We start from the raw sequence: 17,045 nt of genomic DNA, 5'->3' as shown, positions 1-17,045 counted from the left end.
GATTGGAATTTTGTCTAAAAAATTGTTAACTATGGGTTTCTAACAACTGCAAGATACAATATTCAATGAAATACTCTTATGTATTAGTAAATTACTACTCACGCCTCTTCAGCGACGTCTTTACTCTCTGAACGAAGCTGATGTCTTAAAATTTTGCCAACGGTAGACTTAGGTAATTCATCTATAAACTCAATATGGCGGGGACGTTTATAGCCAGCAAGATTCTTTTTGCAGAACTCATGAATCTCATCTTTAGTTAACTTAGGGTCGTCTTTAACAATAAATACTTTGACAGACTGACCTTGTGAGTCACTATCAACACCGACCACAGAACACTCTCTTACTTTGGGATGCATTTCTACGACACTCTCAACTTCATTCGGGTAGACATTAAAACCGCTGACGATAAGCATGTCTTTTTTTCTGTCAAATAGTTTGACATAGCCCTTCTCATCAATAGCGCCCACATCACCAGTCTTAAGATAACCATCCTTGGTAAAGAACTGACTATTATCAAGATTATGATAGCCTGAAATGACATTTCCACCTTTAATGACAATCTCACCTACTTCACCAATATCGAGTGGATTTTCATCTTCATCATAAATTTTAAGATCTATACCACAGATTGGCATGCCAATTGAGCCTGTAAACTCTGTATTGGACAGAGGGTTGGCTGTCCCTACTCCAAGCGTTTCTGACATACCCCATCCTTCAATTATAGGGACGCCTGTGGCTTCCTGCCATTTTCTCGCCATTTCAGGAGTAGCCGCCATACCGCCTGCTAAAGATAATTTAAGCTGTGAAAAATCTATGTCTTTAAATTTTGGATGTAATAATAAGGCATGGAATAAAGTGTTCACTGCTGGTAGCAAGTGTACAGGCTCTTTACTAAGCAGTTTTACAAAGGCATCAATATCCCTAGGATTAGTGACTAATAAAAGATGTTGACCAGTGCGTAACCCTAGTAAAGATATAATAAATGCAAAGATATGGTACATCGGTAATGCAACAACACAAGTCAGTTGATCCTTACTATTTAAACCCTTATGAATTGGCTTAAACCATTCATCATATTGCTTAGTGCCATAGACTACATTGCGATGACTAATTAAAATCCCTTTAGCAACACCAGTTGTACCCCCCGTGTATTGAATCATAGCCAAGTCATCGGGCTTAATATCTGGACGAGTGTATGTCATCGTTTTAGATTGATTTAAAAGAGTTTTGAAGTCTAAAACTTGATGGTTTGAATTAGATTTAATGTGATACTTTGGCACCATTTTTTTGATATGTTTGGCTGCTAAATTTATTAAAGCACCTTTGGCAGTGCCAAGCATATCCCCAATGCTGCTGACGACGACCGTTTTAACGGGCGTTTTCTCAATAATGTTATCAAGACTATGACAAAATGGCTCTAATATAAACAGCATCTTAGCATCAGAATCTATAAGCTGATGCTTAAGCTCACGCGGGGTATACAGAGGATTTATAAGAGTAAGCACCATACCAGCACGAAGCGCTCCGATCACAATCGGTAAATACTGATTCACATTGGGCATCATTATAGCCACGGTAGAACCTTGAGGGAGTCCAGTACTTTGAATCCAAGAGGCAATCGAATGAGATATTTGGTCAACTTGGGCATAACTATATGAAACACCTAAGTTTGTCATGAATTTATTTTTAGCAAAATTACTTAAAACATTATCAAAAAAGTCAATAAGAGTTTCATTATCAAAAGGAATATCAGAGGCAACACCCTCAGGATAATTATTAGTCCAAAATTTAGTCATCGTTAACCTTCCGTGGGCTATTAATAAGAGTCTCGAATAAGAGGTACTCAGTAATTTAATTTAAACGTTTAAATCTATAAGTCATATTGAGGTTAAATTCATACAGACTATAAAAATAATAAACGTTGCGAAATCAATTTAAGGACAAGCCTCTAGGAGTAAGGCGGAAAGATAGGCCTTATAAAAATTTAAGGTATGAAAAGTTTTGTAAATATAATAAGAATGTATATTGAGTTATACTAAATCAGTATTAAAGTAGCTCTAGAACGTTAAATTAAACAAAATGTAAAGCTACTTTAACCTCAATGCCATACCTAGCTAACCTAGCTTACGACTTGCCAACCAGCTGTCGCCCCATATTCATCCTGATGAGCAAAAAGAGGATGATTTTGAGCCTCTGCAAGCGTTAAAACAGGAGTAACGCAGACATCCGCCTGTTCAAACAGTTTTGACCAGTGTGATAAAGGTTGACTTGCAAACGTTTCAGCAATGCTCTGCATTGCTGCTTGACTCTCGGGCAGGTTTGGCATTACACCTCGTTGCCAATGCGTATTTTTTAGATCCGGAAGATCTAATACGTCACATAACCCTTGCCAAAACTTCAGCTCAAGAGAACCAACCGCCATATATCTATCGTCTTTGGTTTTATAAAGTCGATAACAGGGCAATAAGCCGCCTAAAAAGTCATACTGCGGAGCCGGTTTCTTACCTGACATCTTTTCAATCAATTTGCCAGTTGCTTTTGGCATGACTAAATGATTGTACAAACTGTGAGTCATACTGGTATTAATGTGTCTACCTTTACCGGTATTTTTCGCAGCAATCACAGCTGCTAAAAGTGCGATAACGGCCGTATCACTACCACCCGCTAGATCTGCAAACTGTATATTAGGCATCGCTTGATCACCATCAGATGATTTAAGCTGATCGAGGACACCACTAAGCGCCATAAAGTTAATATCATGTCCTGCTTTATTGCTCCAATCGTGATTAACACCCTCACCTTCGGTAACACCGTAACCTGTAATAGAGACAATAACCAATTTGGGATTAATGTCATGCAAAGCGGTTACATCTAATCCCATACCTTCCAAAACACCAGGACGGAAACTGTCAAGCATGACATCTGCATTTTTGAGATGCTCTTTAATAGTAGCAATGCCTTCTGGATCACGAAAATCGACTTTAAGTGTCGTTTTTCCGTGATTTAAAGCATTGAATAGCTCACCAAATGCGCGCGCAGGATCACCATTCATGGGTTCAATTTTGACAATTTCTGCACCTAGGTCTGCAAGTAATCTGGTTGCAAAGGGTCCAGGTAGGTTACGCGTTAAGTCGACAACCTTTAAGCCTTGTAAGCAGTCTGCCATTGGATCAGATAGCTTATCAGTCATCATTAAACTCCTGATTAGATTCAGCCATCTTAACTAAAATAGCAGCAGGCTCAAAACGTTCACCATAAGCGGCAGCTAATTCGCGACTACGCTCAACAAATTTCGACACGCCAATTGAATTAATGAATTGCAACGTACCCCCTTGATTAGGTGCAAAACCCCATCCGAAGATTGAACCTACATTGGCATCGGCAACAGAGCGGACCACATTTTCTTCATAGCACTTAGCCGTTTCATTGGCTTGAACGTATAGCAGGCGATCCACTAAATCTTGTTGTGATGGTTGATCATCCTTTGTTGGATACAAGTCAGTCAATTCAGGCCATAAGTGCTTCTCACCACTTTCAGGATAATCATAGAATCCTTTGCCTACTTTTTTACCTTCACGACCTAACTCTTGCACCATTTTTTCAATCACTGGCTGAGCAGGATGAGGGGTGAATGTTTTACCTTCCGATTCTAAAGCTCGTTTAGTCTGTTGCATGACATGCAATGACAGACTTAAAGACACCTCATCTTGTAGTGCTAAAGGAGGCATTGGCATACCAGATTTCATACCAGCCACTTCAATACTGCGTGGATGGATACCCTCACCTAACATTGCAATACCTTCTGAAACATAAGTACCAAATACGCGTGATGTATAGAAGCCGCGGCTGTCATTTACCACAATAGGCGTTTTCGAAATTTGACCCACAAAATCGAAACTTTTAGCTAATGTACCATCGTCTGTCTTTTCACCAACGATGATTTCTACCAATGGCATTTTATCAACAGGTGAGAAGAAATGCAGACCTATAAACTGATTAGGTCGGTTGCTGGCTTGAGCCAATTGAGTAATTGGTAGCGTTGAGGTATTAGACGCATAAATTGCTGTTTCAGGAATGACAGCTTCTGCATTACGGGTACATTCGGCTTTAATATCGATATCTTCAAATACCGCTTCAATAATTAAATCGCAGCCTTCTAAATCGTCATAAGATACTGTGGTCTTGATACGTGATAACAACGCCTCTTTTTTCTCTTGGTTTGAACGACCACGGCTGATAGCTTTGTCAAGCAAATTAGTCGAGTAGCTTTTTCCCTTTTCTGCACCTTCAATACTGGTATCTAATAGCACGACATCAATACCTGCTTTAGCTGAAACATAGGCAATACCAGCACCCATCATACCGGCTCCTAGGATACCAACCTTGCTGACTTTAGATCTCTCAAACCCTTCAGGACGTGATTGACCTTTTTTAATATTGTTCAGCTGCTTCCATAAGGTGTTAATCATGTTAGTAGATTCAGGAGACAATGCACAAGCAACAAAATAGCGAGACTCTATTTCAAGTCCATTATCAATATCTACTAAGCAGCCCTCAAACACACATGACATGATATGAACAATAGCTGGATAATTGCCATGTGATTTTTGATTTGCCATAGCAGGGGCAATCGAGAAAACCTGTGCAACTTTAGGATGCTTACTATCACCACCCGGTATTTTAAATCCTTTTACATCCCAAGGCTGACTGACTTTAGGGTTATCTTTAATCCATTGTTTTGCTTGAGCAAGCATATCTTCTTTATCGCTAGCAACAGCATTCAACAGACCAATTTCAAGCGCTTGTTTTGGACGCAGCTCTTTGCCTTGCGTCATCATCTCTAACGCTTTTTGAATACCAACAATACGTGGTAGACGCTGAGTACCGCCACCACCAGGTAGCAAGCCAAGTTTAACTTCTGGCAATCCAATTTTTGTTTTTGGTGAATCAACGGCAATACGATAATGACAGGCTAAGGCAAGCTCCAAACCGCCACCTAAAGCCGTACCAGTAAGAGCAGCAGCAACAGGCTTACCCGCTTTTTCAAGTTTACGTAGACTGGTTTTTAAGTCTTCGACTAAATCAAAAGCTTGTTCAGCAGTTTCAATTTCAGCCAGTTGGTCAATATCAGCACCCACCACAAAGGTAGATTTACCAGAGGTTAAGATTAAACCTTCGGCTTCCTCATCCGTAATAAAAGCATCGGTTAAAGTGGCAAAAGCTTCATTAAAGCCCTCACCAATAACATTCATTTTACGATCCGTTTGATCAATAGTAACGGTTACGATGCCGTTGTCAGCTTCTGCTGTAAAGTTATCTAGGGCATTAATGGCCTTTACGCTAGCTATACTCATTTTATATCCTTATTCATTATGCGCTAATTCAATATGCGTACGTTATTTCCATGTCTTGGCTTCACTAAATATTAGAGTCAAGCTCTTAGACACGTTTAATATCACACACGCTCAATAATAGTTGCGATACCCATACCACCACCGACACATAGTGTAATCATGGCAGTATTTAGGTCACGACGTTCAAGCTCATCAAGTACCGTTGTCACTAACATTGCTCCAGTGGCACCTAAAGGATGTCCCATAGCTATTGCGCCGCCATTCACGTTGACTTTATCAAGTGACACACCTAAGTCTAGTGCTGTATTCATCGGAACGACAGCAAATGCTTCGTTAATTTCCCATAAATCAATGTCACTAGCCGTCATACCTGCTTTACGAAGTGCTTTCTGACATGCTGGCGTTGGGCCCGTTAACATAATAGTTGGTTCAGAACCTATGACTGATGCCATTGTGATCTTAGCACGCGGTTTAAGGTTTGCTTTTTCGCCTGCAGCTTTGCTACCGACTAAGCAAAGTGCCGACCCATCTACAATACCTGATGAGTTACCTGCGTGATGCACATGATTCACTTTTTCAATGGTCGTATATTTATCAAGTATCACACTATCAAAGCCCATTTTACCAGGCATAATAAAGGAGGGATTTAAACCTGCTAAAGTCTCTACAGAAGTATTTGGACGGATGGTCTCATCCTTGTCCAATAGCAGCATGCCATTAATATCCGTGACAGGAACGACGGACTTATCATAGTAGCCCTTCTCCCATGCAGCAGCGGCTCTTTTGTGAGATTCAGTGGCAAAAGCGTCAACGTCTTCGCGCGTAAAACCACGCAACGTCGCAATAGCATCCGCACCGACACCTTGTGGTACAAACTGAGTAGCATCATTAACACGGGGGTCCATATACCAGGCCCCGCCGTCTGAACCCATAGGGACACGGCTCATTGATTCTACACCGCCAGCCACAACCATATCTTCCATACCAGACATGACTTTAGTTGCTGCTAAATTGATAGACTCTAAGCCTGATGCACAAAAACGAGACAGAGTAACGCCTGCCACACTCTCATCCCAATCAGCATCAATAATAGCAATACGGGCGATATCAGACCCTTGCTCCCCTACAGGAGTAACACAGCCTAATACCAGATCATCAACCAAGCTGGTATCGAGATCATGACGTTTTTGCATTTCTTTTAATAGAGTACGCACCAACCATATCGGCGTTGCTTGATGCAGTGAACCCTCTTTTTTACCTTTGCCACGTGGTGTACGAATGGCATCATAGATATAGGCAACTTCAGTCATATAAATCCCTTTTCTAGTTTTTTACAATAATTTATTTTAGAGCTGTTTATTTACATCAAAACAGTTGATTAACATTACCATATTAGATCATGTTAAAGATAGTAGATTAAGCGAGAGATAAAAGTTTTAAGCCTAACTATTTGATGACCTGACATCATGCTCAAGTCACCAAAGTTTAGCTTAACGGATGCATTACATAAAACGTGAGGCTAGCTCTTTCATGATTTCATTGGTGCCACCATAGATTTTCTGTACACGAGCATCAGCATACATACGAGCGATTGGGTACTCACTCATATAACCATAACCACCAAATAACTGTAAGCATTCATCCATTGCCTTACATTGCTTTTCAGTTACCCAGTACTTAATTAGTGAAGCATGCGCTGCGGTTAATTTACCTTCTATCATTGACTCAATTGCAGCGTCACATAACGCACGTACTGCCAGATAATCTGCTTGAATTTCTGCCAATTTAAAGCGGGTGTTTTGGAACTTCCAAATAGGGCGACCAAATGCCTCGCGTTGTTTAACATAGTCTAAAGTAAGATCTAATGCTAGTTTGATAGCGCCACACCCACTTAATGCGATAATTAGACGCTCTTGAGGCAACTCTTGCATCATCTGAATAAAACCTAACCCCTCAAGACCACCAAGTAAGTTAGATTGCGGTACACGAACGTTACTGAAAAATAATTCTGAAGTATCCTGACCCGCCAACCCAGTTTTTTTCAGGTTACGACCACGCTCGAACCCTTCAAGCCCGTCTGTTTCGACAACGATTAAAGAAACGCCTTGTGCACCTTTATCACGATCTGTTTTACACGCCAATATGATAATATTGGCATGTTGACCATTGGTTATAAAGGTTTTTGAACCATTGATGATATAGTCATCACCATCTTTTACAGCATATGTTTTAATGGCTTGTAAATCAGAACCGGTAGTAGGTTCTGTCATTGCAATGGCACCCACATATTCGCCAGTCGCCATTTTCGGCAACCATTTCTTTTTTTGCTCTTCTGTACCCAAATGCAAAATATAAGGTGCCACGATACCTGAATGTACCATACCACCATAACTTGCTTGGTTAGCGTGTGCTTGGGCAAGTAAAATAGCCGCTTCATGACCAAAATCTCCGCCACCGCCACCGTATTCTTCTGGCATAGACGCACATAAAAAACCCATTTCACCCACTTCATTCCACGCTTCACGGTCAATCATACCGTTGTCGCGCCATTGCTCGTCTTTGTCTTCCCAGCTTTGGAACAATTTTAAGGCGCTTTCATATACCATTTCATGTTCTTCAGTCATCCAATTGCTTTTAAACGTATCAATACCCATCTCGTTAATCCTTAACCCATAAATTAGATTGTTGTATTAATGGTAATAATTATTACCAAAAAATATTACAATAGATGTGGTTCAAAACTCATATCTATCATTACTTACCGTTCAATCTTACAAAAGATTATTTTGCTAAGCAATCACTTGCTATAAAATAGTAATTATAATTACCGTATATTAAGGAGCTTTTATGAAATCAACTCATCCTCATCAACATGACTCTTTATTAAATGATAAAGCGCTAGCGCCTTTATCAAAAATTCGACCTGCGACCCTTGATAAAATTGAAAGAGCGGTTCACGAATTATTTGCTGGCGCTAATGCTCAAGACGTCACTATGATTCAAATCGCAAAAGAAGCGAATGTCTCGTTACAGACTTTATATAAATACTTTGGCGATAAGCACACGGTATTCCAAACGATTATGGATATCGTACTCGGGCGCCTTGCGAACCGGATGATGGATCATCTTCAAGGTATCGATAGTGTCAAAGAGCGTCTAAGAAAAACCTTGTGGGTTTGTTTCGATTTTGTGGACTCTCATCCTGATGCGGTGATGGTCTTAACCTCTGTATCTACTACAGATATACGTAAGATATCAATTTACGAAAATAAAGAGTTGATTGATGCCTTTACCAGTGTTTTGGCAGATGGTCAACGTCGAGCAGTACTCAATGATAAGGTACCGCTTTACGTCTTATTTGATGTGTTTATGGGCTTTGTAATGCGTATTGGTACCATGCAGGTCATTCGTCATGCCCCGATGCCGTTGACTGAAAACTTTGATGACTTATTCTCCATGTTATGGCGTGCTATCTCTAAACCTGATATTGATACAAAAAGTTAAGTTTATACTAAAAATAATTTATAAGATTTCCTAACTATTTTTGCAATTAACGATTGACGGTGTATTGCGCTCACGTTATATAATACCCCTTCGTTTTTTTTATACCTATATTATTGCCATTTTAAACAATTCCGTTTTTCATTTAATATTTTCAAAACTTATCAATAAAACAAACTAATGAGCTCCTTGATATCACACGTTAAGTCATGGATGTACTTATCGACTGATACCAGCTTTAATGGTGTAAACATATCTAATTATTAACTGACTCATAGAGGGAATTATGACGAAAGTGATTCATGATACTAAAGAGGATTCAGACATCAACAAAAAGGACAAACTAAGCTGGCGGATCTTTGGCCCAGGAATACTATTAGCGAGTGGAGCCGTCGGTGGCTCCCATCTCATTTCATCTACTCAAGCTGGTGCCATCTATGGTTGGCAATTGGCGATTATGATTATTCTAGCGAACTTTTTTAAATATCCTTTTTTTAGATTTAGCACTGATTATGTCTATGACAAAGGCGAATCTTTAATTGCAGGATATGCCAGAAAGTCGCCAATTTATCTGTGGGTTTACACTATTTTATTGATAGGATCTGCCGTCATTAGTGTGGGTGCCGTTACCCTACTATGCTCGGTTATTTTGGGATTCATGATTCCAAAGCAATTTACGCCATCTGCTACCCTATTATCCATTATCGTCATAGGGGTGTCATGGTTGATGTTAATTGTCGGTCATTACAAGCTGCTTGACCGTTTTAACAAATGGATTATGGCATCGCTAATCATTACCACCTTGATTACGGTGTTTATTGCAGCAGGAAATCCTACGCCTATTGCACCTGACTTTGTTGCTATGTCTCCATGGAATATGGCTTCTTTAGGGTTTATTGTGGCATTAATGGGATGGATGCCAGCGCCATTAGAATTTGCTGCTATTACCTCAATGTGGACCGCGGAAAAAGTCAAAACGGATCAGACATCTTACTATCAAGGTTTGGTTGATTTTAATGCCGGTTATCTTTTTAGTGCACTGCTAGGACTTTGTTTTCTAGCCTTAGGCGTCTTTGTGCAATATGGCTCAGGGGTAGAGATTGAAATGCAAGGTGGTGCCTATGTCACCCAGTTAATCAATATGTACACCGCAACCATCGGTGACTGGTCAAGATTATTGGTCGCCTTTGTGGCCTTTATGGTGATGTTTGGCACGACGATTACCCTAATTGATGGCTATGGTCGTGCCCTTGCAGAGTCTACCCGTCTCATTAAAGGTGAATCAAAAGTAAGCAACCCGCAAATCCTATTTTGGACCAGTTACTCTGTTATTGGCTCATTAATCATTATTATCTTTTTCAAAGGTCAGTTAGGGTCTATGTTGAAATTTGCTATGATTTCAGCATTTTGTTTTGCGCCAATCTTTGGCTGGCTGAATTATAGCTTGATTAAGAGCGAGCAAAAGCTGTCTAAATCAATGACGATCTATAGTATAGCTGGGCTACTGTTTTTAGCTGCAGTTGCCCTATTATTTGTGGTTCAATTGATAGGTTTTATCGATTAATCCGCTTATAACCAACCCCCTTATGTCAAATCAAATCAGGCGGCTTGTACTTTTTTGTCTTTCACACAATCCAAACTTAACTTAAGGGCATTATGTTATGACTCACCCAAATTCAGCATCGTCTACTGCACACTCTGAAACTATGCGATGGCGCACTTTTGGACCAGGAATCTTATTGGCAACAGCTGCTATTGGCGGCTCACACCTTATATCCTCTACGCAGGCAGGAGCCATTTATGGCTGGCAATTGGCGATAATGATAATACTAGCAAATTTTTTTAAATATCCATTCTTTAAGTTTGGCACAGATTATGTCTATGAAACTGGTGAATCATTAGTTGCAGGTTATGCTAAAAAATCGCCATTTTATTTATGGGCGTTTTTTATATTATCTTTAGCGGCTTCTGTGATTAGCACGGGTGCGGTAGCGCTCATTGCAGCTACTATTTTAGGGTTTATGCTGCCTGAAAGTTTAGCAATATCCACCACGATTTTGTCATTGATCGTCATGGGTGTGTCTTGGTTAATCCTAATTTTAGGTCATTATAAGATGCTTGATAAAGTGACCAAATTGATCATGGTAGCATTAACTGTGGCAACCTTGGCTGCTGTATTCATTGCCGCTGGAAAGCCCACAGTGATGGCACCTAATTTTGTTGCGCCCTCTCCTTGGAACATGGCGACTCTTGGTTTTATAGTGGCGTTAATGGGCTGGATGCCCGCACCATTAGAATTCTCTGCGATCAATTCAATGTGGATATCGGCCAAAGTAGAATCAGATCATACAACGCATCGTCAGGGTCTGGTTGACTTCAATGTGGGCTTCATTTCAACCGCGCTTTTAGCATTAGTATTTTTGGCGTTAGGGGTCTTTGTACAATATGGCACTGGGGTTGAGATTCAGACACAAGGTGGTGCGTATATTAGCCAGTTGATCAACATGTATACCGCTACTATTGGTGAGTGGTCACAATTTTTAGTGGCCTTTGTGGCCTTTATGGTCATGTTTGGTACGACGATCACTTGTGCAGATGGCTATGGCCGAATCAATGCAGAAAGTTGGCGTTTAATAAAAAATGACGTCAAGATGGATGAAAAGCAGCTTTTATTTTGGATCACCTACACCGCTGTTGGTGGCTTCATCATCATTACTTTCTTTACCGGTCAACTTGGTTCGATGCTTAAGTTTGCAATGATTTCTGCCTTCGTTTCAGCCCCTATTTTTGGATGGCTGAACTATTCATTGGCTAAAAATCATCAAAAACTATCGCCAAGTATGAACTTATATAGTATTGCAGGATTGATCTTTTTAGGCGGTATCGCGCTTTTATTTATGGCTCAATTATTGAAGATCATTTAATAGTTTCATTTATCGGTCAATTATATGATTAATGTAAGATAGCTATGTGTCAGACATAAATAGGGCTGTTTGATGACAGCCCTTATTTATGTAGTACTGCTTGTTGATTTGGGTGTATCTATTAAATAGTTGTGGTGTATCGTCGCTATTTCATTGTATATTTGCTTATACAGTCTTTAATCTGCATTTTACTTTTAAAATGAATTGCTTTTAATAACAATAGTGACATGCCGGTTTTTACAGGGAGTTTATGAGTCGTATGAAAATTAATAAAGCAAACTCAACATATACCAAACATCAAGTTGGTGTTCGTTTATTACGCAGGAACCGCCATATATTTAGCGGTTTAATTATATTATTTGCAGCCCTAGGGTGTGATACACAAAGTGATCACCCCATGAGTCAAACTGTGCCCGTTGAGTTTGAAAATTGGCAGAGTGAGATTCAGGATGCTTATAACGATTTATCTAACGATGAGCAGCAGTTACTGAGTCGTTATATGCAGCGTATGCAATTAAGTGACGCCCAACAACAAGGCGCTACCACTCAAGTCACTATTGACGAGGCCATTGAACAGCAGCGCAAATATGAAGAATTGCACCCGAATAATCCTATAGGTCAGAAGACGGATAAAAACAGCGAGTTACAACGGGATCAATACCCTATTACTTTGCTACCTTATAAACCGAGTGACACTGATACTTTAAATAACGTCAAACTGTCTTTTGTTATGACGAATAAGAGTAATGTCCCTGTTAATGGCTTTAAAGGGACGTTAATGCTTAACCATCCTGATTTTGCAAAACCTAAACCCGTGGTTATATCGCTGGCAGATTTCAACCCACCTTTGGCACCCAATGCGACCTATGAGTTCGACGCTGACGTTAATATTTCCGATGCCAAAGTATATGAAGCTATCAACCATCCTCAAAATATCAGCATAGAGGTCACTAAGGGCAGTTTGACCTTAAAAGATGGGCACACAATAGATTTTGAATAAGCTTTTTTAATAATATATTTTAATAGTAGCTATCATAAACAGCAGCTATAGCTATTTTAGGTCAATAAAGCGGGTTCTTGATAATTATCGGCACCTTTAAGAGAAGTTAATGCAATTAAAAAGATTAAAAGCATTTCATACAGTGGCGCAACTAGGAAGCTTTAGTGAAGCCATTGGTGCGACGGGGCTATCACAGCCGACACTAAGCCGGCTAATTAAGCAGCTTGAGGAGGATATTGGAGTAGAGCTTATCGATCGCTATCATCGCCCCCTGCAACTGACCCCTGCTGGAACATTCTTTTATGAAAAAGTTGATTCTATATTAAGGGAGCTTGACAGTAGCATAACTCTTACTCAAAAACTGGCTTATCCTCCTGACAATCTAAACATAGGCTTTGTCCCTTCAGTGTTATACGGCCTACTCCCTACCGTGATTTCAAGGTTAAAGCTGCGTTTACCTAGTTTAGATATTCATCTAAAAGATATCAGCTCATTCAGACAAGTTGACGCATTAAAAGCGGGTGAAATTGATGTCGGTTTCGGGCGTTTTGCACATGATGATGCTAATTTAAACCAGATATTGTTGCGTCATGAGCGTTATGTAGCCGCTTTACCTAAGACACATGAATTAGCAAACCAGAGTGATATTCACCTCAAGCAATTACAAGATAGCCGTATAATCTTATATCACCAGACACATTTACCGGTATCCAATGTATCCATTACAGTTTCTGATAATAACGATGCGCCTTTATTCATTAGTGAGCCTTTACTGCATCTATTTTCAAAACAGTCAGCTTTACCCCACCATACTACTTCAGTTAGTGATATACAGGTTGCATTAGGTCTTGTAGCAGCAGGTGAAGGGATAACCTTGGTGCCTGATAGTCTTAAATCGGTACGTTCAGATCAAATTAGCTACCGCTCATTAATCCATGAAGATGCAACCTCTCCTATATATCTTTGTGCGCTACAAGCGCCCACACATCCCGCATTTTCAATACTTTTAGACGTTGTATATGATATATATGAAGAACGCGGTATTACCTATCGGCGGATAAAGTAGTCAGATTTTAATTGTAACTAAATGTAAATTAATTTTAATTAAGTTTAAGGTTTTAATTTCATGTTCTGAATAATAATGCTTCGGAATCACTCAAATACGAATTTAAGTATTTAAAAAATAAATAGGTTTAATTTATATTAAATGATAATAAATATTAACTTATTATTATTTAGCTAGCTCAATAGTCTAACCACTTTAATCTAATTCATTTTGCAGGTACTCTACCAATATTCTACTTCTATATTAGATTTCTGGATATATATCCTATTAATTAATTTTCTAGTAGCTATCATTAACTTGAAAAAGAGTTATTCTAACTCACATACAATAAAAGGAATGACCATGAGTACTGAATCTGCTGGCAAGCGCTTTCGTAATGCCATCTCTGAACAAACGACTAATAATCAACCGCTACAAATCGTCGGCACTATCAATGCTTATACAGCAATGATGGCGACTCAAGTTGGTCACAAGGCAATATATTTATCGGGTGCTGGTGTAGCGAATGCCTCTTATGGACTGCCTGATTTAGGTATGACCAGCTTAGACAATGTATTAGAAGATGCCAGCCGTATTACCAATGCGGTTCAAACGCCGCTATTAGTCGACATCGACACTGGTTGGGGCGGTGCTTTTAATATCTCCCAAACCATCAAAAAGATGGAAAAAGCAGGCGTGGCAGCTGTTCATATCGAAGACCAAGTGGCACAAAAACGCTGTGGTCATCGTCCTAATAAAGAAATCGTGTCTACCAGTGAAATGGTGGATCGTCTAAAAGCGGCTCTTGATGCCAAAGTTGACCCAGATTTTGTGGTTATGGCGCGAACAGATGCGTTATCTGTTGAAGGGTTAGAGGCAGCCGTTGAACGTGCCGTTGCTTTTGAAGAAGCTGGCGCAGATATGATTTTCGCAGAAGCGTTAACTGATATTGAGATGTATCGCAAGTTTACCGATGTATTAAATATTCCTGTACTGGCTAATATGACAGAATTTGGACAAACGGATCTGTATACGACTGAACAGTTATTTAATGTCGGTGTTGAAATGGTGCTCTACCCACTATCAGCTTTCCGTGCGATGAATAAAGCGGCGCTCAATGTTTATCAACATCTACTTGATGACGGTACTCAGGAAAATGTCGTCGACACTATGCAAACCCGTATGGAATTATATGATTTCTTAAACTATCATGAATTTGAGCGGAAGCTTGACGAGCTATTTGCTCAGAAGAAGTAATGTTTATCAAATCTAGTCTAAAAAGATATTTGATATCAATCAAAAGTCTTATATAACATATTTTTATATGGCTAATAGTTTTAGTACCATTTATCACTATAATATCTACACTAACGCAACCTAATTATTAAAAGGAAAAGTATCATGGCAGCAGGCAAGCAACTATCAGGCGCAGGTTTACGTGGACAAATTGCTGGACAAACCTCACTATCTACCGTTGGTAAATCCGGATCAGGATTAACTTATCGTGGATATGATGTCAAAGATTTAGCAGAAAATTGCATCTTTGAAGAAGTGGCTTACCTATTATTATATGGTGAGCTTCCTACGCAGACACAACTTGATGACTATAAAGCTGAGCTCAAAAAGTTACGTGACTTACCGCAAGCTTTAAAAGATGTGTTAGAGCGTATACCTCAATCTGCACACCCGATGGATGTGTTAAGAACGGGTTGTTCAATGCTAGGTAATTTAGAGCCTGAAGAAAGCTTTGATCAACAGCTTGATAAAACCAATCGTATGTTGTCCGCTTTCCCAGCAATTATCAATTATTGGTATCGTTTCAGCCATAATGGTGAAAAAATCGATTGTATGACTGATGCTGAAACGCTTGGTGGCCATTTCTTACAATTGCTCAAAGGTGAGAAGCCAAGCGAATTGCATGAACGAGTGATGAACGTGTCTTTAATTCTATATGCTGAGCATGAATTTAATGCCTCTACGTTTACTGCCCGTGTTTGTGCCTCTACTCTATCGGATCTATTCTCTTGTATTACTGGGGCAATCGGTACGCTCCGTGGGCCTTTACATGGTGGTGCTAACGAAGCCGCTATGGAATTGATAGAAGGCTTTGAGTCTCCTGAAGATGCAGAATCTGGCTTAATGGGCATGCTAGAGCGTAAAGAAAAGATTATGGGCTTTGGTCATGCTATTTATAGTGATTCTGATCCTCGTAATGTCATCATTAAGCAATGGGCTGAAAAATTAGCAGCAGATGTGGGTGATGACGTGTTATACCCTGTATCAGTAAGATGTGAAGAGGTGATGTGGCGTGAGAAGAAACTATTTTGTAACGCTGATTTCTTCCATGCGTCCACTTATAACTTTATGGGCATTCCAACGAAATTGTTCACGCCTATATTCGTTTGTTCACGCTTAACAGGTTGGGCGGCTCATGTATTCGAGCAACGTTCTAACAACCGCATTATTCGCCCTAGTGCCGAATATATTGGTGAGGAGCCAAGAGAAGTACCCCCTATCGCTGAGCGTGGGTAATAAGTCTAGTGATTTGATGTTATTTTATTAACTTACCCTTAATGTCTTATGTAACCGTTAGTGTTAGACAGATGTTAAGGGTTTTATTAAAGGCTATAAAACCCATCATATGGATACAAATTACTATTAACTATCTTAAAAAGACTGCTATGAAAAATTCATTTATTTTTGCTCTATCGATGTCTTTAAGTCTCCAATGTTTTGCAAGTAGTGGTGACGGTGCAGTTATAAATGAAGCAATTATTAAGCTATCAGATGTTAAGCAAAGCAAATTTTGTCATAGTATTAAGAAATCATCGACCTTAAAGCCTGGGTTTTATATTATTGATAATGCTATGTATGATGTTGTTGAAAGTGCTGCTTTAAATGCATCATTAGATGAAAAGAATAATTTTTTGCCTATAAGTGTTATTCAAACCGCAGAGATAAAACCTTATATTGAAGACACTGAGTATCATCTGACACTTCTAACAACCTTTAAGGGTGCAAGGCAGATGAATGCTTTGACCAGAGATAATATTGGTAGACACATAGCCATAATTGTAAATGATGAGGTATTAATTGCTGCCAGAGTTTTAGTTCCTTTATCTGATTCTTTTTATGTAACTGGTATAGAAAGCTTAGACAAAGCAAATGATATAAAAGCAAAAATTGAGTGTGAATTATAACAGTCTATTTTATTTTAATTA

The 17,045-nt window shown here is 39.4% G+C and carries 13 protein-coding genes; 8 read left to right on the top strand and 5 right to left on the bottom strand.

Going from position 1 to position 17,045, the window contains the following annotated elements:
* Positions 1-98: 98 nt before the first annotated feature.
* From AC21OG_RS10910 to AC21OG_RS10890, 5 genes are all read right to left on the bottom strand, one after another.
* Complete coding sequence (locus AC21OG_RS10910) at positions 99-1,796, bottom strand: AMP-binding protein (protein WP_487376677.1); 1,698 nt, start codon at positions 1,794-1,796, stop codon at positions 99-101.
* Positions 1,797-2,119: 323 nt separating this feature from the next.
* Positions 2,120-3,190: a CaiB/BaiF CoA transferase family protein gene (locus AC21OG_RS10905; RefSeq protein WP_487376837.1), complete on the bottom strand. Its 1,071-nt coding sequence runs from the start codon at positions 3,188-3,190 to the stop codon at positions 2,120-2,122.
* Positions 3,183-5,354, bottom strand: a complete 2,172-nt coding sequence (locus AC21OG_RS10900; RefSeq protein WP_487376676.1) for a 3-hydroxyacyl-CoA dehydrogenase NAD-binding domain-containing protein — start codon at positions 5,352-5,354, stop codon at positions 3,183-3,185. The genes AC21OG_RS10905 and AC21OG_RS10900 overlap by 8 nt, the downstream gene beginning before the upstream one ends.
* A 101-nt stretch (positions 5,355-5,455) precedes the next feature.
* Positions 5,456-6,664 carry an acetyl-CoA C-acetyltransferase gene (locus AC21OG_RS10895; protein WP_486547072.1) on the bottom strand — a complete coding sequence of 403 codons (1,209 nt, stop codon included), beginning with the start codon at positions 6,662-6,664 and terminating at the stop codon, positions 5,456-5,458.
* A 192-nt stretch (positions 6,665-6,856) separates the two neighbouring features.
* Complete coding sequence (locus AC21OG_RS10890; RefSeq protein ID WP_486547073.1) at positions 6,857-8,008, bottom strand: acyl-CoA dehydrogenase family protein; 1,152 nt, start codon at positions 8,006-8,008, stop codon at positions 6,857-6,859.
* Positions 8,009-8,201: 193 nt separating this feature from the next.
* Here AC21OG_RS10890 and AC21OG_RS10885 point away from each other — a divergent pair, with 193 nt between their 5' ends.
* The 8 genes from AC21OG_RS10885 (at position 8,202) to AC21OG_RS10850 (ending at position 17,024) form a co-directional block, all read left to right on the top strand.
* Positions 8,202-8,858, top strand: a complete 657-nt coding sequence (locus AC21OG_RS10885) for a TetR/AcrR family transcriptional regulator (RefSeq protein ID WP_486547074.1) — start codon at positions 8,202-8,204, stop codon at positions 8,856-8,858.
* A 283-nt stretch (positions 8,859-9,141) separates the two neighbouring features.
* Positions 9,142-10,419, top strand: a complete 1,278-nt coding sequence (locus tag AC21OG_RS10880; protein WP_487376674.1) for an NRAMP family divalent metal transporter — start codon at positions 9,142-9,144, stop codon at positions 10,417-10,419.
* Positions 10,420-10,516: 97 nt separating this feature from the next.
* Positions 10,517-11,779: an NRAMP family divalent metal transporter gene (locus tag AC21OG_RS10875; RefSeq protein ID WP_487376673.1), complete on the top strand. Its 1,263-nt coding sequence runs from the start codon at positions 10,517-10,519 to the stop codon at positions 11,777-11,779.
* Positions 11,780-12,029: 250 nt separating this feature from the next.
* On the top strand, positions 12,030-12,779 hold the full coding sequence (locus AC21OG_RS10870) for a hypothetical protein (RefSeq protein WP_487376671.1): 750 nt from the start codon (positions 12,030-12,032) through the stop codon (positions 12,777-12,779).
* 109 nt (positions 12,780-12,888) lie between these two features.
* Positions 12,889-13,845, top strand: coding sequence for a LysR family transcriptional regulator (locus AC21OG_RS10865; RefSeq protein ID WP_487376669.1), 957 nt, complete (start codon positions 12,889-12,891; stop codon positions 13,843-13,845).
* Positions 13,846-14,181: 336 nt separating this feature from the next.
* The gene (gene prpB / locus AC21OG_RS10860) at positions 14,182-15,081 is read left to right on the top strand and encodes a methylisocitrate lyase (RefSeq protein WP_487376667.1); all 900 of its coding nucleotides are present in this window, start codon (positions 14,182-14,184) and stop codon (positions 15,079-15,081) included.
* A gap of 144 nt (positions 15,082-15,225) precedes the next feature.
* The gene (gene prpC / locus AC21OG_RS10855; protein WP_487376665.1) at positions 15,226-16,356 is read left to right on the top strand and encodes a bifunctional 2-methylcitrate synthase/citrate synthase; all 1,131 of its coding nucleotides are present in this window, start codon (positions 15,226-15,228) and stop codon (positions 16,354-16,356) included.
* A gap of 149 nt (positions 16,357-16,505) precedes the next feature.
* Positions 16,506-17,024, top strand: coding sequence for a SecDF P1 head subdomain-containing protein (locus AC21OG_RS10850; RefSeq protein WP_487376664.1), 519 nt, complete (start codon positions 16,506-16,508; stop codon positions 17,022-17,024).
* Positions 17,025-17,045 lie beyond the last annotated feature (21 nt).

The organism is Psychrobacter sp. CX5, assembly GCF_057621535.2.
The sequence above is the reverse complement of the archived record's forward strand: the minus strand, read 5'-3'. Positions and strand labels throughout refer to the sequence as shown.

Bases quoted from the DNA above. Each gene is read 5' to 3' on its own strand.
- AC21OG_RS10880 (WP_487376674.1), top strand. From the start codon at position 9,142: ATGACGAAAGTGATTCATGATACTAAAGAGGATTCAGACATCAACAAA.
- AC21OG_RS10875 (WP_487376673.1), top strand. From the start codon at position 10,517: ATGACTCACCCAAATTCAGCATCGTCTACTGCACACTCTGAAACTATG.
- AC21OG_RS10895 (WP_486547072.1), bottom strand. From the start codon at position 6,664: ATGACTGAAGTTGCCTATATCTATGATGCCATTCGTACACCACGTGGC.
- AC21OG_RS10870 (WP_487376671.1), top strand. From the start codon at position 12,030: ATGAGTCGTATGAAAATTAATAAAGCAAACTCAACATATACCAAACAT.
- AC21OG_RS10910 (WP_487376677.1), bottom strand. From the start codon at position 1,796: ATGACTAAATTTTGGACTAATAATTATCCTGAGGGTGTTGCCTCTGAT.
- AC21OG_RS10865 (WP_487376669.1), top strand. From the start codon at position 12,889: ATGCAATTAAAAAGATTAAAAGCATTTCATACAGTGGCGCAACTAGGA.
- AC21OG_RS10900 (WP_487376676.1), bottom strand. From the start codon at position 5,354: ATGAGTATAGCTAGCGTAAAGGCCATTAATGCCCTAGATAACTTTACA.
- AC21OG_RS10885 (WP_486547074.1), top strand. From the start codon at position 8,202: ATGAAATCAACTCATCCTCATCAACATGACTCTTTATTAAATGATAAA.
- prpC (WP_487376665.1), top strand. From the start codon at position 15,226: ATGGCAGCAGGCAAGCAACTATCAGGCGCAGGTTTACGTGGACAAATT.
- AC21OG_RS10890 (WP_486547073.1), bottom strand. From the start codon at position 8,008: ATGGGTATTGATACGTTTAAAAGCAATTGGATGACTGAAGAACATGAA.
- prpB (WP_487376667.1), top strand. From the start codon at position 14,182: ATGACCATGAGTACTGAATCTGCTGGCAAGCGCTTTCGTAATGCCATC.
- AC21OG_RS10850 (WP_487376664.1), top strand. From the start codon at position 16,506: ATGAAAAATTCATTTATTTTTGCTCTATCGATGTCTTTAAGTCTCCAA.
- AC21OG_RS10905 (WP_487376837.1), bottom strand. From the start codon at position 3,190: ATGACTGATAAGCTATCTGATCCAATGGCAGACTGCTTACAAGGCTTA.